Origin of the sequence: Hyphomonas sp. (assembly GCF_037969335.1) — a bacterium.
Taxonomy (GTDB): Bacteria; Pseudomonadota; Alphaproteobacteria; order Caulobacterales; family Hyphomonadaceae; genus Hyphomonas.
The window spans coordinates 1-12,165 of the sequence record NZ_JBBKXE010000097.1; the positions used below are offsets into that span (position 1 = coordinate 1).

Here is a 12,165-nt window from a genome sequence, read left to right on the forward strand (position 1 = left end):
CACGCCGCCTCCGCCCCGCACGGCGCCGGGCAGATCAGCTTCAGGTCCATCGCTTCCGCCGCCATCGCTGCCGGCAGAACGCCGAGCGTTTCGCCAAGCCGGCCGTCGAGCGACAGCTCGCCGATGGCGGCATGGCCTTCCAGCAGGTCTGGCGGGATCACCCCCATGATCGCGAGGATCGAAAGCGCGATGGCGAGGTCGTAATGGCTGCCCTCCTTGGGCAGGTCGGCCGGGGCGAGGTTCACGATCACGCGCTTGGGCGGCATGGCAAGGCCAAGGGCGGCAAAGGCGGCGCGCACGCGCTCCCGGCTTTCTGCCACCGCCTTGTCGCCAAGGCCAACAATATAGAAATTCGGCTGGCCGCCCGTCAGCTACACCTGCACATCGACGGGCTGGACCTCAACGCCCTCGAACGCGTATGTCGTGATGCGGCAAACCATGAGCGCCTTTCCCCGTCAGCGGGAAAAACGCTAACACAGGTTAACGAACAAAGGAAGAACAAATACGCGGGACCGAACCTTGATTTCGGTTCAGCCGGACGAAGATGATTTTCAACAACTTCATCCAGAACGCCAGCGGCGATCCGTTTGGCTGCATTCGGGGATTGGCTACCTACATGGCGCCAGCCGCGTCATTCAACGATGACGCGGCTGGCAAAGGTCACCACATGTCAACGAAGCAAAGACGAAGCTCCGTCATCTCGAAGGCAATGAACTCATATTTACAGACTATGGTTCGGCCTAGCTGTGTTTATGGCTCACGGCATAGCCGAGCAATCCGACGGCCGCAGCCGCGAGAGCCGCTGTGGCGATTGGGTGCTCGCTAATTTCTTCGCCGGCAGCTCTGGCCACAACCGACGATTGCTTCTTGAGCTTCTCGGCGAGATTTGATGCTGAATGAACGAATTCTTGCGCCGACTTCGTGATCGCCTCATCGCCGTGTTCGCCGATGTTCTTCGTCATTCGACCCAAGGCTTTCACGACGGCCTCGTAGTCATGTGACAGTTCGTTGGTCAGGTTTTTGGAAGCGTTTGGCATGCGCGTGTCTCCTTGTAATCGCATCTCTAGCTACGCTTGGGCGGGGACCGCGATGTTGATGCAAGTCAAGCTTGTCATGAACAGTTGGTAACACCACAAACCGGACAGGGCGTGGCCCTTCCGGTGGTGCGGAGTATTCCAGTCCTTGCGGATGGGCGGCGGGGCCGCGGGGCAAGGCATTTGGTTCAGTATAGGGAATGGTATTTGCGCCCTGCCGTGCACAGCTGGCCGCCGTTCCATCCGCGTGGGGCAACGACTCCCCGGACCGGCCACTGCGGGGAGATCAGCAGTGACGGGTCAAGTATAGGCCGGATACGACGGGGGCGGAGAGACGTGGACGCTTTTGCCGGGTTGGCAACAGGATGCGGTGCGGCGAAAGCGGGACAGGCCGGTCAGACTTCCGCGATAGTAACTGCCTGTTCCGTGATCGCCTCGACGGCGGCGTCGAGCACGTCGAGCCCTGCGCCGGGCTTGGGCGCGCGTTCCGACAGGATGCGGCGCCAAGCGCGGGCGCCGGGCTGGCCGTTGAACAGGCCGAGCATGTGGCGGGTCATGGCGTGCAGGCCGGTACCCGCCGTCAGCCGTTCGGCCATATAGGGCCGGTAGGCGCGCAGGGCGTCATGCGGGGAGACAGGCGGGACGCCCTGCCCGCCGAGTTCCGCATCGACATGGCCGAGCAAAGACGGGTTCTGGTAGGCGGCGCGGCCAAGCATGACGCCATCAAAGACCTTCAAATGCTCGCGGCATTCATCGATCGTGGTGATGCCACCATTCAGCGTGATCGAGAGGTCCGGGCGTTCGGCCTTGAGGTCTGCCACGAGCGCATAGTCGAGCGGCGGCACTTCGCGGTTTTCCTTCGGGCTGAGACCTTTCAGCCAGGCCTTGCGCGCGTGGACGGTGAACTGGGTGCAGCCGGCCTCGGTGACCTTGTCGATAAAGGTGAACAGGGTTTCGCGGGCTGGCAGGTCGTCGATCGCGATCCGGCATTTGACGGTGATCGGGACGTCCGTGGCCCCGCGCATGGCGGCGACACATGCGGCGACAAGGTCCGGCTCGGCCATGAGACAGGCCCCGAAGGATCCCGACTGGACACGCGATGACGGGCACCCGCAATTGAGGTTGATCTCCCCATAGCCCCACGACGCCCCGATGGCCGTCGCCTTGGCGAGCTTGTCCGGGTCCGATCCGCCAAGCTGCAGCGCAGTTGGCGCAATGCCGGGCGCTTCCCATAACAGGCGTTCCTGATCGCCATGGATGATCGCGTCGGCGGTGACCATTTCGGTATAGAGCAGGGCCGACTTCGTCAGGCAGCGATGGAAGGCGCGGCAATGCGCGTCGGTCCAGTCCATCATCGGGGCCACGGAGAAGCGGTAGTCGGTCATGCACCCCCTCTAAAGCGGACGACGGGCCTGCGTCCAGCGTCTTTGCCGCCATCAATGTGTTTGCAGGCCCGGCTATCGGCAGGTTAAGAACCGGTCATGACCGACACAGCCCGCATCGACACGCTTGAAACCCGCATCGTCCATCAGGACGAAGTGATCGAAGACCTGAACAAGACCGTGATCGCGCAATGGAAGGAGATTGACCGCCTGACGCGCCAAGTCGCCGTCCTGACCGCTCAATATGCAAACATGGCGCAGTCGATGAATGCCGAGCCGGGAAACGAGTCGCCGCCGCCCCATTGGTGAAGCCGTCTTCGCCGGTGCGTCAGGACATGCGGTCGGCGACGATCTCGACCGTGTGGGCACTGTCTTTCCGGACCACGATATCGGCATGATCGCGCAGCGGATGGATGTGGTCGCGCAGGTTCGGCAGGTTCACGCCATCCCAGACCGTCTTGGCAAAAGCCCTCAGCTCCGGCTCGCTCATGTGCAGCCATTGGGCATAGAAGGAGGCCGTATCCGTCCGGGCGGCGTTCCAGAAACCGACAAAGCGTTCAACATACCAGGCCTCGAGATCGGCCTCCGCCGCGTCGAGATAGACGAGCACGTCCGGCTCACCCCCGGTGCGGTCAGGTCGCGACGGTGACTCGAAGCCGAGGCCTTCCAGGATCAGCACGTCCGGCAAGTGGATGGTGCGCGTCAGGGCCGGGTCGATATCGTAGATTTGATGGCTGTGAGCGGGGAAGTCCGCCTGGCCCTGCCGGACGTGGACAAGCGCATTGATGAAGCCGTCGCGGTCATAGGTTTCCGGAAAGCCCTTGCGCATCAGCAAGCCCTGCGGTTCCAGTATGGCGTTGGGGAACAGGAAGCCGTCGGTCGATACGGTTTCGACCGAGAGATCAGGTACGAGCCTTTTCGACAATTGGCGCGCGAGCGTTGTCTTTCCGGCGGCAACCGATCCCGTCAGGCCGATGATCCGGCTGTCGCCGTTGGCGCGCAGGGCGGCGAGCCGCTCGGCGAGGGCGCCGACGCCATCGGCCGGGCTTGCATTCACCTGATCTGCCATGATCCAACCTCCGCCGCGCGTGCCAGATAACAGCTTAGCGGCGGAATGGCCCGCTACCAAACGGATATGAGACCGCGTTTCCCTTGCGTCGCTGCTTGGTCGTGCGCGCCCACCCTGTTAGTTTGGTCAGGTGCAGGCCCCGGAAGGACCCCGTACGATGCTCGGCATGAAATCCTATCTCGGCTGGAAGATCGATTTCCTGCATCCGGCAGGCGAGCCCGCCTTTGCCGGTCCGGATTCGGTCTCGTGGCGTGTCTTCAAGAACCCGATCGCGCTCGGCGTCGGCGGCATTGCCGCTGTCCTGCTGGAATTTGCCGATGCGCGCATCAGGTCGGGTGTCTGGGACCATTCGACATTCAAGACAGACCCGGTCGGCCGCTCCCGCAGGACCGGCATCGCCGCCATGGTCGGCGTCTATGGCCCGCAAAGCGCGGCGCGCCGCGTGATCCAGGGCGTCACCAATATGCACGCAAAGGTCAGCGGAACGACACCATCAGGCGAAGCCTATCGCGCGCTCGACGTGGACCTGCTCGACTGGGTCAGCGCCACCGCCGGATGGGGCTTCCTCACCGCCTATGACCGTTTCGTCAAACCGGTCTCCGATGCCGACAAGACGCGCTTCTACGCAGAAGGCGATGCGGTCGCGCGCCTCTATGGCGTGCAGCACCCGCTGACCTGCGAGGCAGACTTTCAGGCCATGCTGGACACGCTGCTGCCGCGTTTTGAGCCGCATCCGATCAACACAGAATTCCTGGACATCATGAAGTCGGGCCGGGCCGCCAGAGGCGTGCCCAAGGGCCTGCAGAGCGCGATCGTGCATGCGGCCGTCGCGATCCTGCCCACCGATGTGCGCACGCGCCTCGAACTCGGCCCGGAATATGATCTCAGCCCGCGCGGCGAGCGGGCCGTCGGCTTCATGGGCGCGCTGGCCGAGAAAATCCCGCTTCCCGGCAGCCCGCCGGCCCAAGCCGCCGTGCGCCTCGGCCTGCCGTCCACCTTCCTGTGGAAGCATGCCGACGCGCAGGCCCGCCTGTTGAAAGATGTACCGCGCCCAGCGGTCGCCTCGATCGCGACCTGACGGCGCCCCGAACACCCGAATTCAAGACAATGACAAATCAGAGGAAACACGAGATGCAGCTAAAGACCAGATTCACCGAGATGTTCGGCGTCGATTACCCAATCGTCCAGGGCGGCATGCAATGGGTCGGCTATGCCGAGATGGTCGCACCGGTCGCCGAAGCCGGCGCGCTCGGCTTCCTGACGGCGCTGACACAGCCCACGCCGGAAGCCCTCGCCAAGGAAATCCAGCGCACAAAGGACATGACCGACAAGCCGTTCGGCGTGAACCTGACCATCCTTCCTGCCATCACGCCGCCGCCCTATGCCGAATACCGTCAGGCCATCATTGAGGGCGGCATCAAGATTGTCGAAACGGCGGGCTACAAGCCGAAAGAGCATATCGACCATTTCAAGCAGCACGGCATCAAGGTGATCCACAAATGCACCGCCGTGCGTCATGCCCTTTCAGCCGAGCGGATGGGCGCGGATGCCATCTCCATCGACGGTTTCGAATGCGCCGGTCATCCCGGCGAGGATGACATCCCGGGCCTGATCCTGATCCCTGCCGCGGCCAACAAGGTGAAGATCCCGATGCTGGCTTCAGGCGGGTTTGCCGACGGACGCGGCCTGGCAGCCGCGCTGGCACTCGGCGCCGACGGCATCAATATGGGCACGCGTTTCTGCGTCACCCAGGAAGCGCCGATCCATGAGAGCTTCAAGCGCCAGATGGTCGAGAATGACGAGCGCATGACAAACCTCATCTTCCGCACGCTGCACAACACGGCCCGTGTGATGAAGAACGCCGTCAGCGACGAGGTCGTCGAAATCGAGGGCAAGGGCGGCGCCAAGTTCGAGGATGTCGTCCACCTTGTCGCGGGCGCGCGCGGGCGCAAGGCCATGGCCGAAGGTGACGCGGATGGCGGCATCTGGTCGGCGGGCATGGTGCAGGGCCTGATCGACGATATCCCGACCGTGAAGGAACTGGTCGACCGGATTGTCGCGGACGCCATCGAGATCATCGATTCCCGGCTCGCCGCCATGACGCACTGATCCGGTTGCCGGGCATCGGCAGGTTCTATTCGCCGGTCTTTCGCGCTATCATGCCTGTCTTGAGACAATGGAAGCATTGCGCGATGACCGACCTGCCGAATTCCGCCCCCCTGCCCCAGGGCGTGCTGGACCTCTACGATGCCTATTGCCATGGCGCGATGTCGCGGCGGGACTTCGTCGCCGGCCTCGGCAAATATGCCGTCGGTGGCATGAGTGTCGCCATGCTGGCCGCCTGCGTGATGCCCGATTACGAAACCAGTCTGCAGACAAGCCCTGACGATCCGAGCCTCAACATTGAAACCCTGCTCTATGAGTCACCTGATGGTGCAGGCGAGATGGCGGGCGATCTCGTCCGGCTGGAAAAAGGACCGGCCAAACGGCCGGGCGTGATTGTCGTGCACGAGAACCGGGGCCTCAATCCGTATATCAAGGATGTCGCCCGCCGCACCGCGCTGGCAGGCTATATCGCGCTGGCGCCTGACGCGCTGTATCCGCTGGGCGGATATCCCGGGAATGACGATGATGGCCGCGCCCTGCAGGCAACGCGCGACCGGGATGAGATGTTGCAGGATTTCATGGCCGCTGCCGACACCCTGCGCGACCATCCGGACTGCAATGGCAAGGTCGCCTGCGTCGGTTTCTGCTTTGGCGGCAGCATCACCAATTTGATGGCGGTTAACCAGCCCTGGCTATCGGGCGCCGTGCCCTATTATGGCGGATGGCCGACGGAAGAGGATGCCGCAAAGCTGGAAGTGCCGCTGCAGATCCACCTGGCCGGGCTGGACACGCGCGTGAATGCGGGCTGGCCCGCCTATGAAGCCGCCCTCAAGGCCAATGGCGCTGAGTACGAGGCCTACATCTATGACGGCGTGAACCACGGCTTCCACAATGACACGACACCGCGCTACGACGCGACCGCCGCGCAATTGGCCTGGGGCCGGACGCTGGACTTCTTCAACGCGAAACTGGCCTGATTTCAACGTGATCGGTTGAAACCTGGGCCCTCGCTGGCGCTTCGGTCATTTCAAGCCTCAATTTGATCCTCGATCAAATTGTGCGCCACAGGCGCACCCGCTTGAAATGGTGGGCGGTACAAGGTTCGAACTTGTGACCCCTACGATGTCAACGTAGTGCTCTACCACTGAGCTAACCGCCCGATCCATCGGGAAGCGGCGGTAATGGCCAATCCAGCCCGCCGCGTCAAGATGGTTTAGGCCGCCATCACCTTGTCGACTTCGTCGACGATCTCACGCAGGTGGAACGGCTTGGACAGGACTTTCGCCCCAGCAGGCGTCGGCGCGCCGGATGAAAGCGCCACGGCCGCAAAACCTGTAATGAAAACAATCTTCATCGCCGGGTCGAGTTCGGCGCCGCGACGGGCCAGTTCGATCCCGTCTAGCCCGGGCATGACAATGTCGGTCAGCAGCAGGTCGAACACTTCGCGCTCAAGCGCATGAAGCGCCGTTTCGCCGTCCGCATAGTCCTGGATTTCATGGCCGGCCCGGCGCAGCGCGGCAGCCAGGAACGTGCGCATTGAGTCGTCGTCTTCTGCGAGAAGGATCTTGGTCATGCTCGCCCCCTTGGATGCCAGTGTCTGATTTAAGACATAAACAACGGATCGGGTAAATCATGCGTGAATGGCAAAGCAATTCCCTGTCTCTTTTTTGCTTCAGCCCTGAAAAAGCTTGACCTTCGGGCGAACTGGCAAACCATGGGGCCAATGACCGGCATACTTCCCCTGACAAGATCTCCCGAAACGGAGCCTGCAGCGCCTGTTGCATATGACACGCCCTACACGCTGGACGGACCCGCCGGGCCCGCAGCGCCGGTCCTGTTTGCCTCGCCGCATTCGGGCAATGAATACCCGGAACGCATGCAATCGGCACTCTGCGTGCCGCTGATCGACCTGCGCCGCACCGAAGATGCCTTCGTCGAAGAGCTGTTTGCCGATGCCCCGGCCCTTGGCGCCACCTTGATGGCGGCCCGCTATGGCCGGTCAGTCGCCGACCTCAACCGCGACCCGCGCGAACTCGACGCCAGCATGTTCAGTGATGGCCTGCCCCGCGTGAGCGGCCTGCCGACAGCCCGGGTCGATGCCGGCCTGGGCGCCCTGCCTCGCGTCGCGGCCCGCGGCGACGCGATCTATGCCCGGCGGCTGACCCGCGCCGAGGGCGAAGAACGCCTCCGTCTGGTGCATGACGCCTATCATGACCGGCTCGGCCTCGAACTGGGCGCGCTGCGCGACGCGCATGGCACAGTGCTGTTGATTGATTGCCATTCGATGCCGTCGGTCCAGCCGGGGCGACGCCAGCTTGCCGACATTGTACTGGGCGACCGGTTCGGATCGAGCTGTGATCCACGGCTTACCGGCCAGGTCGAACGCGCGTTTCGCGCCCAGGGCCTCAGCGTTGCCCGCAATGCGCCCTATGCCGGCGGCTACACGACCCGCCGCTACGGGCGACCGAAACGCAATGTCCATGCCCTGCAGATCGAGATCAATCGCGGCCTGTACATGGATGAGCACGCGGTCACTCGCTCGGACCGATTTGCTGAAATGAGAGCCGTGATTACCGATGTGACGGCGCAAATTCTCGATATTGCGCGGCTCGTCAGCGGATCCTGACCCCTTTTCCAAAAAAAAGGGCCGCACCCGAAGGTGCGGCCAAAGTCAAAGGGAGGAAACGCCAGAGGCGTCTGCACCGAAGTGCAAGGACAGAATTATGCTGCGGTGCACAAATAGGCAAGCGCAGGAATGTCGCACCTGTGCGATTAACCTCAATTGCCCATATTTTGGGCACAGAAATGCCCTCCGGCACACCATTTGCGTAGGACTTGCTCGAATTTCCTGTTTTGGGACTGGAACCGTCCCGTCTTAGTTTGGAGTAAGAAATGGCTGACGAAACAGATCTGCACGTGGGCAAACGCCTTCGCCGCCGCCGCCGGCTGCTCGGCATGACCCAGCAGGACCTGGCTGGCCAGGTTGGCGTCCGGTTCCAGCAAATCCAGAAATATGAATGTGGCGCAAACCGCATCACATCCTCGCGTCTGTACGAGCTGTCGCGGGCCCTGACCGTATCGGTCCAGTATTTCTTCGACGGTATCCCTGCCGCAGATGCGCCCGACGCCGCCAATGATGCCGAGCATATGGAAGGCGACATCCTCTCGCAGAAAGAGACGCTGGAGCTTGTCCGCGCCTATTACCGGCTTGGCGAGCGTCCACGCAAACGCCTGCTGGAACTGGCCAAGGCCCTCGAAGGCGATCAGTCGAGCCACGGCGCCGCTTGACGCCCGGCCCAAGGCAGGGCTAGCCCTGCCGGATGCTAGGCGGAATATCCCTCGAAGATGAGCTTGCCCTCGCCGGGCGGCTCGCAGATGCGGCCTGGATAGCCATCCGGCCGCATTTTCGTGCCCTGACAGATGTGGACAACAAGGTGGCAAACCCGCCTGTGAACCTGTCCCCCGCCCGTCCGACACCCACTGCGAGACCGGCCATTCCCGCACGGGCCGAATTCGATCCCGTCACCGAGGGCGACCGCGCCGCCGAACGGGCGATCCGCGCCATCCTGGCCGCTGAATGCCCGCAGCATGGCGTGACAGGCGAGGAATATCCTGAAACCCCCTCCAGCAGTGGCTATCGCTGGCTGATCGACCCGATCGACGGGACCCGCGCCTTTGTCGCCGGCCTGCCTGTCTGGACGACGCTGATTTCACTCGTCGGCCCGGACGACGTGCCGATCATCGGCATTATCGACCAGCCTGTCCTCGGCGAACGCTATGTCGGCTGGCCCGGCGGCGCCGAATTGCAGCGCCGCGGCACGCGCACGCCGATCCGCGTCTCCGAGTGCCAGGACCTGCGCCGGGCAACCATTGCCACAACCGATCCCTTCATCCTGAACCCGGCCGAACAGGGCGCATGGGCGCACCTGCGCGCCACGGCCCGGATCGCGCGCTATGGCCTCGATGCCTATGCCTATGCGCGACTGGCCGCCGGCACGATCGATCTTGTCGCCGAAACCGGCCTGAAAGCGTGGGACGTCGCCGCCCTGATCCCCGTCGTGCGCGGGGCCGGCGGTCTCGCCACCGACTGGCGCGGCAACGCGCCAAAGCTTGGCGGCCAGATCGTCTGCGCTTCAAGCGAGGGCGTGATGGATCAGGCGTTGCTCGCGCTGAGGCGCTCGGCCACGCTGGCCTGATTCAGGTCGAGGGTTCAGGCGCAGCCGCGAGCGCGTCGCGATAACGACGACTGCCCATGACAACCCGCCCGTCATCCAACGTGATCTCGACATCGCCGGACGCTTTCGGTCTGAACGCGCCGATACGGGCCCGGTTGACGAGACGGGAGCGATGTACCCGGGCAAAGCCATGGGATTTCAGCCGCACCTCCCAGGTTGCAAGTGTGCCCCGCACCATATGGACCCGGTCTTTCGTGAGAAACTGGACGTAATTCCCGGCGGCCTCGTCAGCCAGAATGTCACCGGGCGGCAGGAAGATCGCCGTCGCACCGTCCCGGATCTCGATCCGGTCTCCCACCGGTTTCGCCCGCCGCGCCATGATCAACGGATACAGCCAGTATGTTGCCGCAAGCACGCCGTAGCTGATCACATCCTTGCGCCATTCATAGACCAAAGGCAGCAATATCCCGTCACCAAAGAAGCGGTATTCACCGCCGAGCAACGTGAAGCAGGCCAACCGGATGATCACCATGCCCGCAACATGGGCCAGCGACACAGGCACGGTCAGGGCCAGGTGGCCAAGAATGGACCGGGGCAAATTGCCGGAATTCGGCGGCAGCCGCTGGACCGCCAGTCCGATCAACGGCGCCAGGGCCAGCCAGAGCAGATAGCTCGAGCCTTCCAGAACCAATGGATCGACGAAGGATACCGGATCCCCGTCGCGCTTTGCCTCCAATATGATCGATGTGATGTTCACCAGCCCGTTGACCAGGCCGAGAATCGCGATGGTGAACCACGGACCGGTCAAAAACCGCGCGCCACCGCTCGTCACGCCATGTCCACCGCTCGTCACCACTCCGTCTCCACTCGTCCCGGCCTGACGCCGCTCGTGTCGCCACGATAGCGCGCCATCCACGTTCGCGAAAGGAAGGGCTGAACGCCAAGGAGACATGCCCCATGACCCAACGCCGCTACGATCTCGACTGGCTCCGCATCGGCGCCTTTGCCCTGCTCATCCTCTACCATGTCGGCATGTATTACGTGACATGGGACTGGCACGTGAAATCAAGCCATGCCAGCGCGTTGATCGAGCCACTCATGTTCCTGTCGAACCCGTGGCGGTTGACGCTCCTGTTCCTGATATCGGGGGCCGCAACCCGGTTCATGGCCGACAAGATGAGCACATGGCAACTTACCAAGGCGCGTATGGGCCGCCTCTGGCCACCGCTCTTGCTGGCCGTGTTCGTGATCGTGCCGCCACAGAGCTATTACGAGATTCTCGAAGCGGCGACCGCGCTTGGACAAGACCCCGGACCCTGGCTCGATAATTTCTACGTCAAATATGTCACCGCCTCCGGGCACTGGTGCGACGGCGATGGATGCCTCAAGACGCCGACCTATAACCACATGTGGTTCGTCGCCTACCTGATCATCTATTCGATCGTGCTATTGCCGCTGCTGCCGCTCATCCGGCGCGCACCGAAAGCCCTGTCAGTGCTGATCAGGGGGCCCGGCCTGTTCCTGGCGCCGTGGCTCTTCCTGTTCATCACGCGCGTGACTCTTTTCCCGATCTTTGGCGAAAGTCATGATTTCCGCGAAGACGGCTATATGCACGTTCTCTATTTCGGGACGTTCCTGTTCGGTTTCGCGATCGCCAAGCACCAGCCCTTCTTCGACGCCTGCGTACGCTGGCGCTGGCTGGCGCTCGGCGCCATGTTCATCGCCTGGGGCGCCCTGATGACCTATTACAATGCCTGGTCGGGGGGCGGCACGCCACCGGAATGGATACGCAACACATTCCGGGGCGTGCGCGAATTGCAGGCATGGACAGCCATCGTCGCCCTGATCGGGTTTGCCCACCGCAACCTGCGCCTCTCCGACGGGCCTGTGCGGCGGGTGCTGACCGAGGCGATCTTCCCGGTCTACCTGATCCACCAGACGATTATCGTGGTCGCTGCGCACTATCTCGGCCAGGCGGGCCTGCCGGTCGCGGTCGAGGCCACGCTGCTCATCGCCATCACGGTCGCAGGCTGCTGGCTGTTCTACGATATCGGGCGCCGGATACCGTTCCTGCGGATCTGGATCGGCCTGCCGTCGCGGTCAAAGATGGCGGCCCGGCCTAAGGCCCCGTCACCTCGAAGCCATCGGCCCGAAGCATTGCAATGACACTGTCATCGCCGGCCAGGTGGCCCGCCCCGACGGCGATCAGGCGGGTCCCGGGCGTCTCCAGCATCGCCGCGATCTGCGGCGCCCAGGTTTCATTGCGCTCCTTCAGGAGGGCATCATAGACCTCTTCCGAGCCCATCATGTCGGGATTGGCGAGCAACAGGCCCAGCCCGTTGACGTCGCCATCGGCCCATTCATCGACCAGCGCGTCCAGCATGGCCGCGCCCTCGTCG

The 12,165-nt window shown here is 63.2% G+C and carries 15 protein-coding genes and 1 tRNA gene; 8 read left to right on the forward strand and 8 right to left on the reverse strand.

All coding sequences use genetic code 11. The features are described from left to right. The 3 genes from AADA04_RS07770 to dusA all read right to left on the reverse strand — a co-directional run. The coding region (locus AADA04_RS07770; RefSeq protein WP_340692689.1) for a magnesium chelatase domain-containing protein at positions 1–320 on the reverse strand (320 nt) is incomplete at its 3' end. Positions 321–740: 420 nt separating this feature from the next. Continuing rightward, positions 741–1,037, reverse strand: a complete 297-nt coding sequence (locus tag AADA04_RS07775; RefSeq protein WP_340692690.1) for a hypothetical protein — start codon at positions 1,035–1,037, stop codon at positions 741–743. 392 nt (positions 1,038–1,429) lie between these two features. Next, positions 1,430–2,419: a tRNA dihydrouridine(20/20a) synthase DusA gene (dusA, locus tag AADA04_RS07780; RefSeq protein WP_340692691.1), complete on the reverse strand. Its 990-nt coding sequence runs from the start codon at positions 2,417–2,419 to the stop codon at positions 1,430–1,432. 96 nt (positions 2,420–2,515) lie between these two features. Between dusA and AADA04_RS07785 the strand changes: the two genes are divergently transcribed. After that, positions 2,516–2,725 (forward strand): SlyX family protein, encoded by a 210-nt coding sequence (locus tag AADA04_RS07785; protein ID WP_340692692.1) that lies wholly within the window; start codon positions 2,516–2,518, stop codon positions 2,723–2,725. A 19-nt stretch (positions 2,726–2,744) separates the two neighbouring features. On the opposite strand, the gene AADA04_RS07790 is transcribed toward AADA04_RS07785, so the two are convergent. Then, complete coding sequence (locus tag AADA04_RS07790) at positions 2,745–3,485, reverse strand: hypothetical protein (protein WP_340692693.1); 741 nt, start codon at positions 3,483–3,485, stop codon at positions 2,745–2,747. Positions 3,486–3,642: 157 nt separating this feature from the next. Here AADA04_RS07790 and AADA04_RS07795 point away from each other — a divergent pair, with 157 nt between their 5' ends. The 3 genes from AADA04_RS07795 to AADA04_RS07805 all read left to right on the forward strand — a co-directional run bounded on the left by AADA04_RS07795 (position 3,643) and on the right by AADA04_RS07805 (position 6,568). Beyond that, positions 3,643–4,563 (forward strand): oxygenase MpaB family protein, encoded by a 921-nt coding sequence (locus AADA04_RS07795; protein ID WP_340692694.1) that lies wholly within the window; start codon positions 3,643–3,645, stop codon positions 4,561–4,563. A gap of 29 nt (positions 4,564–4,592) precedes the next feature. Further along, the gene (locus AADA04_RS07800) at positions 4,593–5,594 is read left to right on the forward strand and encodes a nitronate monooxygenase family protein (RefSeq protein ID WP_340692695.1); all 1,002 of its coding nucleotides are present in this window, start codon (positions 4,593–4,595) and stop codon (positions 5,592–5,594) included. A gap of 83 nt (positions 5,595–5,677) precedes the next feature. Continuing rightward, the gene (locus AADA04_RS07805; protein WP_340692696.1) at positions 5,678–6,568 is read left to right on the forward strand and encodes a dienelactone hydrolase family protein; all 891 of its coding nucleotides are present in this window, start codon (positions 5,678–5,680) and stop codon (positions 6,566–6,568) included. Between the two features lie 107 nt (positions 6,569–6,675). Here AADA04_RS07805 and AADA04_RS07810 read toward each other — a convergent pair. After that, a tRNA-Val gene (locus AADA04_RS07810) sits at positions 6,676–6,750 on the reverse strand. A gap of 54 nt (positions 6,751–6,804) precedes the next feature. Next, the gene (locus AADA04_RS07815) at positions 6,805–7,164 is read right to left on the reverse strand and encodes a response regulator (protein ID WP_035617936.1); all 360 of its coding nucleotides are present in this window, start codon (positions 7,162–7,164) and stop codon (positions 6,805–6,807) included. A gap of 150 nt (positions 7,165–7,314) precedes the next feature. Here AADA04_RS07815 and AADA04_RS07820 point away from each other — a divergent pair, with 150 nt between their 5' ends. The 3 genes from AADA04_RS07820 (at position 7,315) to AADA04_RS07830 (ending at position 9,787) form a co-directional block, all read left to right on the forward strand. Then, entirely contained in the window at positions 7,315–8,217 is a 903-nt protein-coding gene (locus tag AADA04_RS07820; RefSeq protein WP_340692697.1) for an N-formylglutamate amidohydrolase, read from the forward strand. A 266-nt stretch (positions 8,218–8,483) separates the two neighbouring features. Further along, on the forward strand, positions 8,484–8,879 hold the full coding sequence (locus AADA04_RS07825) for a helix-turn-helix transcriptional regulator (RefSeq protein ID WP_340692698.1): 396 nt from the start codon (positions 8,484–8,486) through the stop codon (positions 8,877–8,879). 32 nt (positions 8,880–8,911) lie between these two features. Continuing rightward, positions 8,912–9,787, forward strand: a complete 876-nt coding sequence (locus AADA04_RS07830) for an inositol monophosphatase family protein (protein ID WP_340692699.1) — start codon at positions 8,912–8,914, stop codon at positions 9,785–9,787. Position 9,788: 1 nt separating this feature from the next. Here the strand turns inward: AADA04_RS07830 and AADA04_RS07835 are convergent, their stop codons facing one another. Next, positions 9,789–10,619 (reverse strand): LytTR family DNA-binding domain-containing protein, encoded by an 831-nt coding sequence (locus AADA04_RS07835; protein WP_340692700.1) that lies wholly within the window; start codon positions 10,617–10,619, stop codon positions 9,789–9,791. Positions 10,620–10,723: 104 nt separating this feature from the next. Between AADA04_RS07835 and AADA04_RS07840 the strand changes: the two genes are divergently transcribed. Then, a complete protein-coding gene (locus tag AADA04_RS07840; RefSeq protein ID WP_340692701.1) occupies positions 10,724–11,932 on the forward strand; it encodes an acyltransferase in 1,209 nt (402 codons plus the stop codon). Here AADA04_RS07840 and AADA04_RS07845 read toward each other — a convergent pair. Continuing rightward, the coding region (locus AADA04_RS07845; RefSeq protein WP_340692702.1) for a TraB/GumN family protein at positions 11,886–12,165 on the reverse strand (280 nt) is incomplete at its 5' end. The genes AADA04_RS07840 and AADA04_RS07845 overlap by 47 nt on opposite strands.

Bases quoted from the DNA above. Each gene is read 5' to 3' on its own strand.
- AADA04_RS07775 (WP_340692690.1), bottom strand. From the start codon at position 1,037: ATGCCAAACGCTTCCAAAAACCTGACCAACGAACTGTCACATGACTAC.
- dusA (WP_340692691.1), bottom strand. From the start codon at position 2,419: ATGACCGACTACCGCTTCTCCGTGGCCCCGATGATGGACTGGACCGAC.
- AADA04_RS07785 (WP_340692692.1), top strand. From the start codon at position 2,516: ATGACCGACACAGCCCGCATCGACACGCTTGAAACCCGCATCGTCCAT.
- AADA04_RS07790 (WP_340692693.1), bottom strand. From the start codon at position 3,485: ATGGCAGATCAGGTGAATGCAAGCCCGGCCGATGGCGTCGGCGCCCTC.
- AADA04_RS07795 (WP_340692694.1), top strand. From the start codon at position 3,643: ATGCTCGGCATGAAATCCTATCTCGGCTGGAAGATCGATTTCCTGCAT.
- AADA04_RS07800 (WP_340692695.1), top strand. From the start codon at position 4,593: ATGACAAATCAGAGGAAACACGAGATGCAGCTAAAGACCAGATTCACC.
- AADA04_RS07805 (WP_340692696.1), top strand. From the start codon at position 5,678: ATGACCGACCTGCCGAATTCCGCCCCCCTGCCCCAGGGCGTGCTGGAC.
- AADA04_RS07815 (WP_035617936.1), bottom strand. From the start codon at position 7,164: ATGACCAAGATCCTTCTCGCAGAAGACGACGACTCAATGCGCACGTTC.
- AADA04_RS07820 (WP_340692697.1), top strand. From the start codon at position 7,315: ATGACCGGCATACTTCCCCTGACAAGATCTCCCGAAACGGAGCCTGCA.
- AADA04_RS07825 (WP_340692698.1), top strand. From the start codon at position 8,484: ATGGCTGACGAAACAGATCTGCACGTGGGCAAACGCCTTCGCCGCCGC.
- AADA04_RS07830 (WP_340692699.1), top strand. From the start codon at position 8,912: ATGCTAGGCGGAATATCCCTCGAAGATGAGCTTGCCCTCGCCGGGCGG.
- AADA04_RS07840 (WP_340692701.1), top strand. From the start codon at position 10,724: ATGACCCAACGCCGCTACGATCTCGACTGGCTCCGCATCGGCGCCTTT.